General features: G+C 55.3%; 8 protein-coding genes. 3 read left to right on the plus strand and 5 right to left on the minus strand.

Annotated features, from left to right (window positions below; translation table 11 throughout):
- Positions 1 to 255 precede the first annotated feature (255 nt).
- A complete protein-coding gene (gene pnp / locus LOC67_RS04605) occupies positions 256 to 2,505 on the plus strand; it encodes a polyribonucleotide nucleotidyltransferase (protein ID WP_230261336.1) in 2,250 nt (749 codons plus the stop codon).
- Between the two features lie 163 nt (positions 2,506 to 2,668).
- On the opposite strand, the gene LOC67_RS04610 is transcribed toward pnp, so the two are convergent.
- The 3 genes from LOC67_RS04610 to LOC67_RS04620 form a co-directional block, all read right to left on the minus strand.
- Positions 2,669 to 3,940 (minus strand): sialidase family protein, encoded by a 1,272-nt coding sequence (locus LOC67_RS04610; RefSeq protein ID WP_230261337.1) that lies wholly within the window; start codon positions 3,938 to 3,940, stop codon positions 2,669 to 2,671.
- A 29-nt stretch (positions 3,941 to 3,969) separates the two neighbouring features.
- The gene (locus tag LOC67_RS04615) at positions 3,970 to 4,962 is read right to left on the minus strand and encodes a lipase family alpha/beta hydrolase (protein WP_230261338.1); all 993 of its coding nucleotides are present in this window, start codon (positions 4,960 to 4,962) and stop codon (positions 3,970 to 3,972) included.
- A gap of 241 nt (positions 4,963 to 5,203) precedes the next feature.
- Positions 5,204 to 8,518 carry a DUF11 domain-containing protein gene (locus tag LOC67_RS04620; protein WP_230261339.1) on the minus strand — a complete coding sequence of 1,105 codons (3,315 nt, stop codon included), beginning with the start codon at positions 8,516 to 8,518 and terminating at the stop codon, positions 5,204 to 5,206.
- Positions 8,519 to 8,720: 202 nt separating this feature from the next.
- Here LOC67_RS04620 and LOC67_RS04625 point away from each other — a divergent pair, with 202 nt between their 5' ends.
- Positions 8,721 to 9,857, plus strand: coding sequence for a lactonase family protein (locus tag LOC67_RS04625; RefSeq protein ID WP_230261340.1), 1,137 nt, complete (start codon positions 8,721 to 8,723; stop codon positions 9,855 to 9,857).
- 99 nt (positions 9,858 to 9,956) lie between these two features.
- Here LOC67_RS04625 and polX read toward each other — a convergent pair whose 3' ends face one another.
- Positions 9,957 to 11,678 (minus strand): DNA polymerase/3'-5' exonuclease PolX, encoded by a 1,722-nt coding sequence (gene polX, locus LOC67_RS04630; protein WP_230261341.1) that lies wholly within the window; start codon positions 11,676 to 11,678, stop codon positions 9,957 to 9,959.
- A 261-nt stretch (positions 11,679 to 11,939) separates the two neighbouring features.
- On the minus strand, positions 11,940 to 13,940 hold the full coding sequence (locus tag LOC67_RS04635; protein WP_230261342.1) for a hypothetical protein: 2,001 nt from the start codon (positions 13,938 to 13,940) through the stop codon (positions 11,940 to 11,942).
- A 735-nt stretch (positions 13,941 to 14,675) separates the two neighbouring features.
- On the opposite strand from LOC67_RS04635, the gene groL reads away from it, so the two are divergent.
- A complete protein-coding gene (groL, locus tag LOC67_RS04640) occupies positions 14,676 to 16,382 on the plus strand; it encodes a chaperonin GroEL (protein ID WP_410001111.1) in 1,707 nt (568 codons plus the stop codon).
- Positions 16,383 to 16,439: the final 57 nt, after the last annotated feature.

Consider the following 16,439-nt stretch of genomic DNA (forward strand, 5'->3'; position numbering starts at 1 on the left):
GCGTTGGTTTCGTCGTGACGCCATGATTTGTCGGATCATCAAGGCGTCGTGGTTTGATGCTGGGCGTGCACCTTATTTCTGACCTGCCCGATCAAGGCTCGCTAGCCTTGGGTGTGTTTGTCATCGGTGCGCCGCTCGGATCTTGATTGTTGTGATCCGGCGCTAATTTCTGATTTTGCTTTGGCGGCCGGCAATGGGGCCGGGACGGTCAGGCAAAATCCTTTGTTGTTGAGTGTAGTAGTTAAGGAAAGAAAAGTGACTGTCAATAAAATTCGCGTTGAGAAGAAGATCGGCAGCCAAGTGCTGTCGTTCGAGACCGGTCAGTTGGCGAAACAAGCGTCCGGTTCGGTTCTCGTGCAGTACGGCGAAACGGTCGTTTTGGTTGCCGCAACGAGCAGCAGCCCTCGCCCAGGTATCGACTTTTTCCCACTGACTTGCGATTACCGCGAGCGATTTGCGGCGGCCGGAAAGTTTCCCGGCGGCTTCTTGAAGCGTGAAGGTCGTCCGTCCACGAAGGAAATCTTGAGCTCGCGACTGATGGACCGCCCCATCCGTCCGCTGTGGCCACAAGGTTTTATGGACGAAGTCCAAGTCCAAGCGATGGTTGTCGCTAGCGATCAAGAAAATGACGGCGACGTGTTGGCGATGAACGGTGCTTCTGCGGCACTGGCGATCAGCTCGCTGCCATTCCTCGGACCTATTGCTTCGGTCCGTGTCGGTAAGGTCGACGGTCAATTGGTCGCCTTCCCAACCAATTCCGAGTTGGAAGAAAGCGAATTGGACATGATCGTCAGTGGCTCGCGCGAGCAAGTCGCCATGATCGAAGGCTTCGCAAACGAAATGCCCGAAGATCAGATGATCGAAGCGATCAGCTTCGCACACGGCATCATCCGTGACATTCTCGATCTGCTGGATGAACTGGTTGCAAAAGTCAATCCGGTTAAGGACGAGTACGTCGCACCTGAAGACGACGGATTGCTGGAAAAGCTGAGCAGCGCTTACTACGACAGTTTCAAAGCCGCCATGCAGACCTCTGGCAAGCACGATCGTGCTGCGGCTTGCTCGGAACTGCGTGACAAAGCGATCGCGGAAATGATTCCTGATCCAGAAGCCGAAGGTGCGATCTGCATCAAACGCTTCAAATCAGTCTGGCATGACCTTGAAGGCAACGTTGCTCGTGACCTGATCGTCTCGGGAACTCGCCCCGACGGTCGTGACACCACAAGCCTGCGTCAGATTCACTGCGAAACCGACGTCCTGCCACGTGTCCACGGATCCGCTGTTTTCCAACGTGGTGAAACTCAAGCGTTGATCACCGTCACATTGGGGACCGCCCGTGACGAACAACGCGTTGACGGCTTGCATGACGAGTTCAGCAAAAAGTTCATGCTGGACTACAACTTCCCACCATTCTCGGTCGGTGAGTGCCGCCCAATTCGTGGCCCTGGACGCCGCGAAATCGGTCACGGCTGCTTGGCTGAGCGAAGCGTCGCGCCCGTTTTGCCTTCGGCAGAAGACTTCCCTTACACCGTGCGTGTCATCAGTGACATCACCGAGTCGAACGGCAGTAGCTCGATGGCATCGGTTTGTGGTGCAACTCTAGCACTGATGGCGTCAGGGGTTCCGATCAGCAACCCAGTTGCCGGTATCTCAGTCGGTTTGGTTCGCAAGTCAGAAGACGACTTCGTGCTGTTGACTGACATCTTGGGGTCGGAAGATCACTTCGGCGACATGGACTTCAAAATCGCTGGTACCCAAAACGGTATCACCGGTATCCAGTTGGATCTGAAGGTCACCGGCATCAGCGACGATATCATTCGGGCGACCTTGAAGCAGTCTCGTGAAGCACGGATCGAGATCCTTCGCAAGATGTTGACCACGATCCCACGTCCACGCCGCGAAATCGCACCAACGGCTCCTCGTTTGTTGCGTACCCGAATTTCGCCCGACAAGATCGGTGCGTTGATCGGTCCTGGCGGAAAGAATATCCGTGGTATCCAGGAATCCACCGGCTGTGTCATCGAAGTCGAAGATGACGGAACCGTTTTGGTTGCTGGTAACAACAAAGAATCGGCTGCCGAAGCGATGAAGCAAGTCGAAGCTTGCACCGCGACCGTTCAGATCGGCAAGATCTACGACGGTATCGTCAGCAGCATCAAAGACTTTGGCGCGTTCGTTGAAATCCTGCCAGGTCGTGATGGCTTGTGCCACATCAGCGAATTGAGCAGCGGCTACATCAGCAGCATCGACAAGGTCGTGCGTGTTGGTGATGCGATGAAAGTCCTTGTCATCGATGTCGATGAGCACGATCGAGTGAAATTGAGCCGCCGTCAGGCACTCGAAGAACTCGGTGAAGAAGACGAGATCGCTGCAATGGTTGGCGATGACGATGAAGATCGCGGCAACGGTGGCGGTGAAGACGGTGATCGTCCTCGCCGACGCGGCGGAAGCGGTCGTCGCCGTGGCGGCAGCGGTGGTGGTGGCGGACGTTCGCGTCGCGACTGATCCGACCGATTCACGATGAGTGATTCGTCAACCTGAATCGCAATTCGATTCAGGAACACATATCGAAATGAACAGCCGGCCGCACTAAGGTGCAGTCGGCTGTTTTCATAGGCACAACCAGGATAAGGTGATGATGGCGTTTGTCGCTGAGTGTTGCCCGCAGCTACTTAGCCAGTTGTTTGACAACAATGGTTGAACCTTGTTTGGTCTTTTCTTCCCAAGCGGCAACAACAATTTCGCCTTTGCTGTCGCTAGCGATTACGGGATCGTTTGCTTGGTCTGCAAGCTTCGCAGTTTGGTCGCTATCTGGTGAGCGATGCAGCAATGGGCCATTGCGTCTTGAAAGCCAAGCGATCCAGACGCCTCGCTTGCTGGCTGTCACACTCGGCTGTTCACCTTTGCCAATCACGATTTCAAAGGCATTGTTCGGAACCGCTTGGTAGACCGTGTCTTTGCGTCGCCAAACGGTTGTGACCAGTCCTTTGTCACTGACAGTTAGGTCACCGCCATCCATCGGACAGGCATCGAGTGACCACGTTCCAGTGCCTAGTTTTTTCGCCGCGCTAAATGTCATGCCATCGAGGGAGCTAGACAGGTACATGTCGCGGTCTCCGTCAATCAAGTTTCTCCACATCACATAGATTGTGCCATCGTTGCCGATCTGGATCGATGGATGGCAGCACTCGCACACGGTTTCAGAAGGAGAGCGATAAACGAGTGAGTTTTTAGACCAGGTTATCCCAGCGTCGACGGACTTGGAGATGAAAATTTCGGTGTGCCCGTTGCGTAGATCCAACCACACAACGTATGCATTTCCATTTCGATCGCTTGCCATCGAATGGAGTCCTTCGCGAGCACTTTCGTCGACGTCATTTACAATGACAGTATCCGACCAAGTCGCGCCATGATCTTTCGATTGATAGGCAACTAGGTTTCCTGTTTTGTGGCTGATCGCGGTGACCACGATCGCGTCGCCACAAATAGCGATTCGCGGCCCTCGTCTCATGCCGAGGGCAAGCTTTTCCAGGTGACCGACTTTGACAGGGGCGGAGAACTCGCTTTGTGTCCCTTCCTCGTGACAAACATAGATGTCGCTTTGGGAGCCAAACGCGAGATAGGTTCGGCCGGTATGTCCAATCGCCAGTTGGGGCTGCCTCGCTTGTAGGTCAGCGTTCCCGACGACGATTTCATATCGGTGTTGTGATTTGACCGCATCGGGTTCGGCGGCTTTCGAAACGCAGGTGCCTAGCCAGGTCGCCAAAGCAACAGTTTGTAGCAAAGTCGCCAATCGCAGCGTAGCAGGTGATAAACGCAGCGTGGCAGGAGGCAATCGTCGAATCGAATTTGGAAAAGGCCGCGTCGACGCGATGGTTGTCATCGATAGAACTCCTATTGCAAAGGCATTGATTGGTGTCACGGTTTCCCGCTGATCCATCCCAACGCATCAGTGTAAAGCAAAGAAGATCAGTCCTGTTCGACTTCGGGCTGTCCAAGCAGATCCGCTGTCTTTTGCATCACGTCTGGGTTGCTCATTAGAAAGCTATGCAGCACCGGAACGGTTTGGAAACTGGTTGACCCGTCTAGCTTGGCCTCTTCAACGCTGACTACATAATCGCCACTGCCGTCGACCAGTGGATTCGCAATGGGGGGATCAATATCGCCGGCAACGATATGAAACGGAAATGGTGGCGTCGCCAAACGGGCGTTGAATTCGTCCCATTGCGGTCCAAGTTCAATGCCACCTTGGCCGGTAACCCATTCGAACAACTTGGTTTTTCCCAGACGACGTGCGATCGCCGCACCTTGGTTCGGTGGGCCAAGCATGACCATGGACTTGCATCGTGGAAGTAGAGCGTGTTGATCTCCGTCACTTTGCAAGTCACCTACCAAATGTCGAACGACAATATTGCCCATGCTGTGGCCGACAAAGCTGAACGTCGAATCGGCAGGCAACGCTTCGAGCAACTCTCGCAGTGCCGCGGCATGTTGACCGATCGAGCATCGGGTACTGGCGTAAGAAAACCGAAGGCAGTTAGGCATTCCGGCTTTTGTCAGAACAGGTTCGAGTGGTTTCATGCTTCCTGAGGTTCGCATCAAACCGTGAAGCAAAACCACATAGTGCTGGCCCTGGGGCTGATCTTTGGATGGGCAAAGTAGTTCCAGCATATTTTCGCACTGTGAACGGTTGCCCCAAGCACGACGAACGTTTGCCTCATCAAGCAATCGCCAGTGACCGGTCAACGCATTTTGCTGAACACGGAACCCACATCGCCACAGGTGGTCAGTCCAAAGTTGAGTGCCGCCGGCCGTTTTCAGTGGCAGATTAAAGTTGTGACGCTCCGACATTGTTTGAGTCTCTGTCTTTTCCGATGTTGCGTTATCCTCGGAGTTTACCTGATCTCGGTTGGCTTGAAGGCCTAGGAACAAGGCAAAACAAAGCAGCAATGATTTTGACATCCGATGGTGTTCCGTTTGCGAGGCGTGGCAAAACGAGCGATGAAGTTCGTGACGGTCGGTAGAAAGAGGGGCGGAATGTGTCTTGGTCTACGATTAAACGAGCCCCGATCGGAGGCGTTGCTTCGAGGAAATTTCAGAGTGCGATGCAAAAAAACAGCCCGATTCTTAGAACCGGGCTGTTTGCTGTTGTTTTATTAGCCTGTGTGCACCGCACGTGCATGCGGTGAGACAGTGCCAATTCTTAGCGGCTGGTTGTGCTGCGTCGGCTTACCCGCTCACTTCTGCGGCTCATGTAGTGAGTCGCTTCTTCGGAAACGAGTACCGTTTCGCCAGAGCGGATTTCGGTGCGGAAGCGGTGATGTCCGTCCGACTCAGCTTCGGCAATCACATGGATACGAACTTCTTCACCGGGGCGAATGCTGCTAATCGGATCGATCAGCACCTGACCGGTCAGGACTTGGCCGCTGTGGCCGTCGATCCTGCGTGGTTCGATACCTTTGCTGAACTGTGCAACAGCTCGGACATCCGTCGCCGCTCGGCTACCACGGTTTTTGATCACGATTTCATAGGTGACTTCTGATCCGACCGGTGCCGGTGCGGCAGGGTCGTTGATGCTGAGCACAAGGTCGGCAATCGATTCGACTTGGGTTTCCAACGCGACCGCTGTTTGACCTGCGGCAGAGCCGGTGGCCATGAAGTCAAACGTATGGTTGCCTGTTGCCGTCATGTTGCAAGTGAATTCGTATTCACGCGTTGCACCTGGTGGCAGCGATTCGATTTGCCAGGTGAGTTTATTACCACGCTTGACGGCTTCGTTGATCCCGTCGACGTAGCGAGTTCCCGGTGGCAATCCCAAGCTGGCTTGGACGTTCTTGCTAGTAGCCGTACCTTTGTTGGTCAGTTGCAGCTGGTAGATCGCATCGGTGTTTTGGTACTTCAGTTCTGGTCCGACCAAAACGGCTTCCAGTTCTGCGGCGAGTACCTTGATGGTCTTTTCGGCTTCGGACTTCAGTCCCAAATCTCCCGCAGCGAATCCATGGATCTTTAGGTCACCAAGATCTTGAGCGGTAAGTTCGACTTCGAACTGTGCTTCCTTGCCACTGGGAATATTGCCGATCCGTTGCGTTTGTGGAGTTGGCGAATTCGGCGACAAAGTAAAGACGACGTTCGGGGCGATTCCGTCACCTGGGTTCAGCACACGAACTTTGTAGGTCTGTGATTCGCCGTAGACGACATCTTCTGGGCCTTCGATAACGAGGTCCAGTTTCGGCTCACGAACTTCGACCTTGGCGACACTCTTTTGCGGTACCAGCGTCCAGTCGACATCCAGTTCGTGGCTGCCGCTTTGGAGAGCTTGCAGTCGAACATACATCGTTTCATTGCTTCCGGCAGGCAAGCGATCGAGGGCCCATACCAGTCGTCGATTGTTCAAATGATTTGGCGGATCAAGCTGACCGCGTGAAGCGGATTGGCCTTTGAGGTCTGCCCAATCTGGAACCGAGGTACGAACCATGACGCCTTCGGCATCGATCGAACCGCGGTTCTCAACGCGGATCTCGAAGACCTCTGTCTGGCGAATGATCAGTCGACGTGGGCCTTGGGTGACGACGCGAATCCCAGGTAGCTCGGAAGCGACAGCCGTCTCGTCGGGCGAAAGTTCGCTCTGAGCATTCGGTGCTGCACTGCTGCGGGCTTGGTTTTCGGTAAATGGTGCGTTGACGTAAGGCGCGCTGGGGCTTTGGTTGGCAGCAACACGGTGCTCGGGAGTCGACGCCGATGGCAAGTTCGAAACCGAGTTGACGTAAGGCTGAGGGCTTTGCTCAGGCGTTCCTAGAGCTGACGACCCCGGAGCTGTCTCTGGCAACGGGCGATGCATTTGGGGAGCCCGTGCGATCGAAGCCTGGGGTTGTGGAGCAGTCGCGGCGGGCAGCGACAACGAACTGGTTGCCGGATGTGGCTCGCCGACAGCGATACCGGAACCGATCGGTGTTCCAGCAACCGAGCCGGTTGCCGGGTGCAATGGAACGTGTGATGGTTTCAGTGCCGCATCATGCTTTGGCTGTGCAACGCCACTATTGGGTTGTTGTGCAAAGTTGTGGACGCTATTGGGCATCGTGTTGTTTGCATTACCCGTATGAAATTCACTAGCCGGAGGGCCGACCCGTCCAGAGACGACATTGGTTCGCGGTCCGAATTTCGGTGCTGCCGGTGCTGACATCGTTGGTTTGACAAAGCGTGGCGATTGATTGTCGTCCACACCAGCGATGTTGTTTGTCGCCGCATCGTTGGTTGCGACGGCCGGCGCGGGTGTGGTCAAGTTTGCTGTGTTGAACTGTGTTGGTGCACTCGGTTCAGCTGTTTCCACCGATGGATTGGACGATGCGGCGCTACCAGCAATTCGGTTGGTTTCGGCCGGACTGTTGGTTTCGGCCGGATTTGTCGCCGGTTGCGGTGCTGCCTTGGTCGCGATTTCAGCCGAAGGGGTCTTTGCCGGAACCGGTTTAGATTGAACCTTCGGTGCCGAGGGCGCATCGACCTTTGGCTTGTCCGCGGCGGCCACTTTATCGGCGACCGGTGTTGGACTTGCTTTGGGGGCGTCAGATTGATCTGTCAGAGAACCTGAAACGGCGTTTTCGGAAAGCTTGGTTGATTTTGCTGTTTCGTTCGCATCGGGTTTGATGCGCCGTCGCGAAATCTTGGGAACCAAATCTTCTTCATCGAGTTTCGCGTTGCGTGCTGCGGCGATTTCCGATGCGTCCAACGTAGGTAGGCTTCGTCGGTCACTTCGCCGACTGCTAGATAATGGTGACAGTGTGGAAGGCCGTTCGGCTTCGATCTTGGACGACACAACTTTTGCGGGAGGCGTCGAGGTTCGTCGGCTGCTGGTTGCCGCGGTCTCCAACGAAGGAGCTTTGGGCAACGTCGGTGCATCAAGCTGAGGTGTTTCAGGTTGACGTGTCAGACGGGCCGAGTTCGACGAGGCAACGCGTCCTGAATTAGACATGCGTGCTTCACCTGGTCTCGGATCTCGAATCGGAGTTGGATTCGATGACCGCGATTGCGACTTCGCTTGGTGGTAGGGGATGCCGTCCCAGTTGACTGGGGGCGGTGGATCGTTGCTGGCACGAACCGTTTGTTCGGCAGCTACGTCTTGATGGCTGTTGTTGTTGACACCGAACAGATCGTTCAAAATTCCACGCGGTTTGGGAGCATTGGTGCGCCCCCCCGGCTGGGCTTGGTGGTTTTGACTGGTTGTCGTGGGCGATGTGCTATCGCTAGACGTCCCGCTCAGCAGCCGTGGAATGAACGAAAGCGTTCGATCGGTGTCCTTTGTCGGTGCGGCAGGCTGCTTTCCGACCACCTGACGAACGTTGTCCTGCTGTCCGGGTTCGCGAACGCCAAAGGCACTTTGAACGGCGCCAGTCGACGAAGCGGAACCCGATTTCCGATGGAGGCTGCGCGATGCGTTGCCGGGAGTGGCTGACCAAGCGGGGCCGCCTGTCATGATCCCGATCAGCGAGTAGATAGCGAAATTTTTGAAGCGTCCGCGAAGCATGCGTCCATCTCATATTGTGCGTAAATACATTCTGTCACTCTCGATATCGGAACCATCGCGGGTACAGTTGAGTAGAATTTGCCGGTTGTTCGGATTGTCGGGCGATCCGAGCCTGTTTCCCGTGTTCCATGTTTCACAGTTTCGGGGTGCGTCCCCGCTTTCGTTCCTGTTTTGCCGAGTCACCAAGGTGGGGATTCTTTTGATGCGTTTTACTGTCTGCTTGATCGTTGGAGTTTTGATGATGACAGCGGCTTGTCGAGAAGCGGCCGCCGATGTCGTTGATGTTTGGTTTGGGACATCGACACCACGAGGCGGATTGAGCAAAGGGATCTACCACGGTGCGTTTGATACAGAATCAGGCAAGCTACGTGACATCGAACTTGCCGCTGAGATCAGCGGGCCTGGCTTTTTGGCAAAACACCCCAACGGCAAGATGCTTTACGCCGTTGCCACCAAGAGCGGCACACCATCGGTTGTCGCTTATCAGATCGATGGAGAAAGCGGTAAACAGTCGCTCGTCGAAGATAGCTCGCTACCGATCGGTGACGGTGGTGCGGCACATGTTTCGGTCAGCCGTGACGGTAAGGTTGTTTTGACTGCCCAGTACGGTGGCGGATCGACCGCATGTTTTCGGCTGGATGAATCTGGCAGCCTCGTCGAACGATCCGATCTTCAAGAACACCCACCGGGATCGGGTGTCGTACCCGGTCGCCAAGAGACCGCGCACGCGCACTGGACGGGAACATCACCCGATGACCGTTTTGTTTTCGTTCCCGATTTGGGAATGGACAAAGTGGTGATCTATAAACTCGATTCGTCCGCAGGCACGTTGACGCCTCATGGCTATGGAGAGTGTCCTGCAGGAGGCGGTCCACGCCATATGAAATTCAGCCCAGACGGAACCAAAGTCTATGTGCTGAATGAATTGGCGCTCTCGGTGACGGTGTTCGACTATGACGCGGAAGCGGGTGCGATGAAGCCTATCCAGACGATCGAAACTTTGCCTGAAAGCGTGAAGGCAAAGGAAGACTTCAACAGTGCATCCGAAATCCGCGTTCATGCTTCTGGGAAATTTGTCTACTCGGCAAACCGTGGAAACGATTCGATCACGGCTTATAGCGTTGAAGAAGCAACCGGGCGATTGAGCTTGATCGAAGTTGAACCGATCCATGGCGCGTGGCCGCGTAATTTCAATATCGACCCGAGCGGTCGTTTTCTGCTGGCGGCAGGAAAGAACACGAATTCGATTTCGATTTTCACCATCGATCAAACGACGGGCGAATTGCAATTCACACGCGATGCCGTTTTCGTCCCACAGTCAATTTGTGTGCTGTTCTAAAGACCGCTGTATAGGATTCGGCGATCAATATCAGATGATCGCTTGGTGAAAGCCGGCGTGACGGTTGAAGGGTCACCGCGATTGGCTGACCGCGATGGTTTATTTGACCAGTTTCTGAAACTGCTTGAACGTTTTCGTGTTCGCTACGTCTGCTTTGGTCAAACCGCCACGGCGTGCTTGCTTGATACCGTATTGCATCACATCCAACCCATGAATGCTGTGGGCGTCGGTGCTGATAACGATGGGGATGCCCAGTTTCTTTGCGGCTGCCAGATGAATCTCGTTTAGGTCCAGCCGAGCGGGATTCGCGTTCAGCTCCATCAGCTTACCTGCCTTGGCTGTCGCTTTAAGCACCGCATCCATGTCGACTTCGTAGGGCGGGCGTCGATTGATCAAACGGCCGGTGGGGTGAGCGATGCAATCGACGTGTGGATTTTCGATCGCACCGAGGATTCGATCTGTGATCTGATCGCGTGATTGTCGCTGCCCATAGTGGACGCTCGCGAGCACCCAATCGGCTTCGGCCAGGACGTCCTCGGGCAGGTCCATGTCGCCGGCTTCCAGGATGTCGCACTCGATGCCTTTGAGGATCATCAGTTGATCTTCGTATTCGGGGCGGATCTCATCGATCATGGCCCATTGTTCGCGGAGCCGTTCAGGATTGAGGCCCATCGCCATCGAAACACGTTGGCTATGGTCTGTGATCGCGATGTATTTCAAGCCCTTTTCAATCGCGGCATCCGCCATCTCACGGATGGTGTTTTGTCCGTCCGTCGCGGTCGTATGCATGTGCAAGTCACCGCGAACATCGGATGTTTCGATCAACTCTGGCAGAGCCCCGTTGTCGATGGCTTTGAATTCAAGCCGGTCTTCGCGGAGTTCCGGTGGGATCCATGGCAGTCCGATGGCTTCGTAGACGTCTTGTTCAGTCGCGCCGGCAACCTGTTGATCATCATCAAGCTTGAAGACACCGTACTCGTTGATCTTCAGCCCTTTGTCCTTAGCGATGCGCCGTGTGTGAATGTTGTGTGCTTGTGAACCGGTAAAGTATTGCAGTGCCGCACCGAATTGGTCTTCGTCGACACATCGCATGTCAACTTGAAAAGCTTTGCCGACTCGAATGGAGATCTTCGTTTCGCCTCGGCCGATCGTCTGTGACTTTTCTGGGTAGGCTTCGAGGTGGTCCATTGCGGCTGCCCGGTCATCGGCGACGACCAACAGGTCCAAATCGCCTACCGTTTCTCGGCCACGTCGATAGGATCCTGCCCATTCCATTTTCTTGATTGCCTTGCAGGACTGCATGTGCTTGCCGATTGATCGTGCCAAGTCATCGCCCGCGGACCAATAGATCCGTTCGGCAGCTTGTTCGGCGATCGAAAGCCCTTCCAAAATCGACTCGGCCGTTTTCTTGCCAAAGCCTTTAAGCTTGGCGACCGATCCGTCTTCGCATGCCTTGCGTAGATCGGCGAGAGATTCGATGTGCAATTCCTTTTGCAACGTCGCCGCCTTCTTTGCGCCAAGCCCAGGGATGCGGGAAATCTGGATCATCACATCGGGGATCTCTTCACGCAGCTTTTCCAGTTGTGGCAAGCTACCCGTTTCCAACAAGACCTTCGTTTTGTCGGCGAGCGTTTTGCCGATGCCGGAGAGGTCCGAAAGTTTGCGGTCAGGATCTGAAACGATGTCAGCGAGTGATTCGTCAAGATCGCGAATCGCTTTGGCACCCTGCTTGTACGCGCGAATGCGGAATGGGTTTTCGCCCTTGAATTCCAGAAGCTCCGCAAGCTCTTCAAAAACGGCCGCGATTCCCGTGTTGTCCATCGATATGATCGTTCTAAGCGAATGTTGTTTGTTAACAAACGCATGTTAGCGAATCACATCAAATTCGTCGTCAGACAAATTCGAAATCACGAACCTGCACGGTGAAGAGTTGCATCCTCACTCTGAAGCAAGGCATCGCTTTATCGGACGAAAGACCTTGAATGACCAACGAAAACACGACGGTCAGCACCGGTCATCAAAAAGCGTTTCTGGCGAGCGATGTTCGTCGATTAAAAGCCGATGTACTTTCGCGATGGCCGTCTACTGAACCGGTACCCAACCGGCACTGCTACGCTGTTTTCGAGGTGCCGGTTGCACGACAGGTTTCGATACCGGGTGAGGCTGAGCCAAGTTAGCACGAACTACCGTCGGTGCAGGCAAGGGATCGAGCGAGTCCCAAGAAGAGACTTGCTGGATCGGGTTCTCGCGAAGTTTAACTTCCTTAACCTCGACACCAATTTGGCGGGAGTTGGTTTGAAATCCTTCCACAGATCGGTTGGATGCCGGCGGTAGCGGGGGCGGTTCCAGATCGCTCGATTGGTTCTGCAATCCCGAAGGTTGGCTTGTGAACGAAGGCACTTCGCTGCGGTCTCGAGCTTGTGGGATCGTTCGTTGTGAAAGACCTGTCGGTTGCGTTTGGCTTGATCCGTTTGCCGGCTGTGCGATTGTCGGTTTTACCGGTGGGACACCGACAGGACGAACAGAGCTGTACGTAGGCGCAATAGGAGCTGGCGTTTGATTGTTGATCGTCTGATTCGCGTTTGACTGAAGGCTAAGCGAAGGAGGTGTTTGGGTTGTCAAACGCTCGTCGTTGCGAAACAGACCATTCGGGTTTGAGCCTCGCATGCGTCCGGTTACCGGAGGATCAAGCTGAATACCAGGTTCAGCGGCATCGCCTGAGGATTCAGGTTGAGACTGCGGCTGGGATCCGTCTGACTGTTCCTTGAATCGGTAATAGTCGTCGTACGGATTGAGGTCGGTGCCGTATGACTGGCTGCTGTTGTCAGGCGTTTGTGTCTGTGTGTTGTTGGTCGAGCCGTTAGCCGTGCCCGTACCTTGTTCGGTTGAGCTGCCGAATGAAGGACGTTGTTGGTACTGCAGCTCAGGCATGCCTGTATCTCGCTGGTCGGCAGGATCGGCGCCAGTCAATGGAGCTTGGTTCGGGTAACCGCTGCCAGGCATTGTCGCGCCTGGCACGGTCGATGGGATCGTTGTCACGCCGGAGCTTCCCTGAGAAAACTCACCGCCAACTTGACCGATCGCAGACGGTGTCGAGAAGGTGCCTGGGATGGATGTTTGTGGCAGGACTTGTGTTTGACCGTACGTGTTTGTCGTTGGGGCGGCCCCGTAGGGAATCGTGCAGGGATCGATCGCTGCTGGAGCAATTGTCTGACTTGGGGTAATCGTTGTCGGCATCAACGTGTTGTACGGAACACGCTGTAGCTGTTGCACATAGGAACTGCAGCCTTGCTGCGTTGTCACGCTCGTGCCGGTGACAGGATCGAGCGTCGTGACCGGTCGGTAATAGGTGATTGGGACTTGATTGTACGTTGTGACGTAGTCGGTGTTGCGTCCGAGCAGCGAATTGAAAAATCGTGCAAGGCCAGAACCGAGTCGCCATCGCGGCTGTTCGTATGCCAGAGGCAAAGCGGTTGTTCCAACAGGAGCTGCGTAGCTGGTCGGTGCGACAGCGTTGTTGTAGCCAGGAGTGGCGTAGTTGGATGTGTAGGTTGCCGAGGGAAAGACCGGGTTGGCAGACCCGCGAAGCGCAGTCGCCAGAGGAACCCCCGAAGACAGTGGAATCCGCGAAGACTGATAGGGCGTCACATTGGCAGGCGTCGTGACCGGAAGGCCTGTGTAAACCGAGGGGTTATTGAATGTCTGAACATTCGTGTATCCGGGATAGGCATATCCATTTGGGTATGCCGGGTCACCTTGCACCGTGATCGCGGGACGTTGTGCAGCGACGACGCCTGCGCTTGCGTTTGGGAACGTGTTCACGGAGGAATAGCCGCTAACGGGTACTCCAGCAACGGGAGTCGTTCCTGGGACAATGCCCATTGGCGAGGTGACGGGTGTATACGGATAGTTGGCTGTGTAGCCAGCCACCGGATAGTTGGCGGTGTAAGCCGGACTGCTGTAGGCGTTTGAGCGTCCGAAGAGCCAGTCCAGGCAACCGGCCTTGGCTTCACTGGCGCATCCGAGGGCGGATGCCGCGATGAAGGTGGCAGCGATTTTGGTGGTGAGCCGGCAAATGGTCATGGAAGCTTTCCGTCGCAGCGGTCGATTACTTGTTGGAGTTGCTATCGGGGGGGCTGTGGTTGTGGAAAGTCCACAGATCTCCTGCAGAAGTGGACGCTGCAGATAGGGTTTGGTCAATCATTTCGCCAGCCGGACTTTGGAGTTGGGAAGCGTTTTGGACCCAGAGTTTCCGATCATGTCGATATTTTCGAGTCTGCCGCCGAGATGGCAGACAGTTGAGTCTGGTGCGGGAGCAAGGTCGTTAGGTCTGCCATCGTGGCACGTCTCGTGGCGCGTCAGATCGTTGAAAAATCGGGGAAAAAAACGGTGAGTCGATGTCACCTTGGCGGTGCACGAATTGCGCGGTCAAATCCCGCGAAAGCTGCGCTCTGCTATACGAAAATTTTTTTGACGAGGCCGGTTGGCACGGCGGTTGCTTTGAGGCGGGGTCGATCAGCGGGACTGTCACTTTAGTCGACAGGCTGGTCCCGAGCCGGCTGCCAACGAGCGTCATACGTCGCCGTTGACGGCATGAGTTGGATGACTTCCCGGTCATTCCAAGATGGCTGCCAGATTCCCGCAGGTAGACCGTTGGTCGGACGTGGCTAGATCGCGAAGACGTAGGTGCGATCGGTCGGCGAGTCCCTATCAAGAATTTCCCCTAACAAACTGCACCCCCTCAGACGGGCTGTCGGATTTTCCCGGCGGTTTCGAACACCCGGGGTGCATATGAACCCTCACAGGAGAGACAACGTCGTGGCAAAGCAAATCGTTTTCGACGACGACGCACGAGCGCCACTGCTGGCCGGCGTCAGCAAATTGGCGCGAGCCGTCAAGAGCACGCTTGGCCCACGCGGCCGCAACGCCGTGCTGGACAAGGGCTGGGGCTCACCCAAAGTCACCAAAGACGGTGTCACCGTTGCTGAAGATATCGAACTGGATGACCCCTTTGAAAATCTGGGTGCCCAGCTCGTCAAAGAAGCAGCCAGCAAGACCAACGAAGTCGCTGGCGACGGCACCACCTCGGCAACCTTGCTCGCCGAAGCGATTTATCGCGAAGGCCTGAAGATGGTCGCCTCCGGTGCTGACCCAATGGCGCTGACCCGTGGCGTTAACAAAGCGGTTGATGCGGTCGCAGCTCAAATCCAAAAGTTGGCGAAGCCTGTCAACGAAAAGAGCAAGTCTGAGATCAAGCAAGTCGCGACCATCGCTGGTAACAACGACCCATCGATCGGCGACGTCCTGGCAAACGCCTTCACGACCGTCGGAAAGAACGGCGTGATCACTGTCGAAGAAGGTCGCTCCAACGAAACTTATGTTGACGTTGTTGAAGGGATGCAATTCGATCGTGGTTTCCTTTCGCCACACTTTGTCACCGATCAAGACAACGTGACGGTTGAACTGGACGACTGCCACATCCTGCTGTTCGAAGAAAAGATCAGCAACAACAAGAAGATGATTCCTTTGCTGGAAGCGATCAGCAAGGAAAAGAAGCCTCTGTTGGTTATCGCCGAAGACGTCGAAGGCGAAGCGTTGGCAACCTTGGTTGTTAACAAGATGCGTGGCATCATCTCGGCCGCAGCTGTGAAAGCTCCTGGCTATGGCGATCGCCGTAAAGCAATCTTGGGCGACATCGCTGCTTTGACCGGTGGCGAAGCGATCTTCAAAGACTTGGGCATCGATCTGGAAAGCGTCAAGCTGAAAGACTTGGGCCGAGCCAAGAAGGTTCGTATCACCAGCGATTCGACCACTATCGTCGGTGGTGCTGGCAAGAAAGCTGCGATCGACGGACGCGTCGAGCAAATCCGTCGCGAAATCGATCAAACTGACAGCGACTACGATCGCGAAAAGCTGCAAGAGCGTTTGGCCAAGCTGGCCGGCGGTGTTGCACAGATCAACGTCGGTGCTGCAACCGAAACCGAAATGAAAGAACGCAAGGCGTTGATCGACGACGCTCGTGCGGCAACTCAGGCGGCTTTGGAAGAAGGCATCGTTCCTGGCGGTGGCACAACTCTGCTTCGTTGCCGACCCGCTGTCGAAAAGCTTGCCAAGGATCTGGCCGGCGACGAGCAACTCGGTGCACACATCATCCGCAACGTTCTTGACCAACCGCTTCGTACCATCGCCAGCAACGCCGGCATGGACGGTGCTGTTGTCGTCAACCGCGTCAGCCAACTGAAAGGCAAGACCGAAGGTTACGACGCCAATGCTGATAAGTATTGCGATCTGTTGGCTGCCGGTATCGTTGACCCCGCAAAGGTTGTCAGAACCTCGCTGACCAACGCTGCGAGCGTCGCGACGCTGTTGTTGACCACCGAATCTTTGGTGACCGAAATCCCAGTCGAAGAAGACGAAGCTGGCGGCGACCACCACCATGACCACGGCATGGGTGGAATGGGCGGCATGCCAGGCATGGGCGGCATGGGTGGTATGGGCGGCATGGGCATGCCCGGCATGATGTAATTCATCGTGCCCTGCTCTGCACTCCCCTGCCCTGCACCTTGCGCAGGTCTTTGAATC

Source organism: Stieleria sp. JC731, from assembly GCF_020966635.1.
Classification (GTDB): domain Bacteria; phylum Planctomycetota; class Planctomycetia; order Pirellulales; family Pirellulaceae; genus Stieleria.

Coding starts and splice junctions, on each gene's coding strand:
- LOC67_RS04620 (WP_230261339.1), bottom strand. CDS start 8,518: ATGCTTCGCGGACGCTTCAAAAATTTCGCTATCTACTCGCTGATCGGG.
- LOC67_RS04610 (WP_230261337.1), bottom strand. CDS start 3,940: ATGGATCAGCGGGAAACCGTGACACCAATCAATGCCTTTGCAATAGGA.
- LOC67_RS04635 (WP_230261342.1), bottom strand. CDS start 13,940: ATGACCATTTGCCGGCTCACCACCAAAATCGCTGCCACCTTCATCGCG.
- LOC67_RS04625 (WP_230261340.1), top strand. CDS start 8,721: ATGCGTTTTACTGTCTGCTTGATCGTTGGAGTTTTGATGATGACAGCG.
- LOC67_RS04615 (WP_230261338.1), bottom strand. CDS start 4,962: ATGTCAAAATCATTGCTGCTTTGTTTTGCCTTGTTCCTAGGCCTTCAA.
- polX (WP_230261341.1), bottom strand. CDS start 11,678: ATGGACAACACGGGAATCGCGGCCGTTTTTGAAGAGCTTGCGGAGCTT.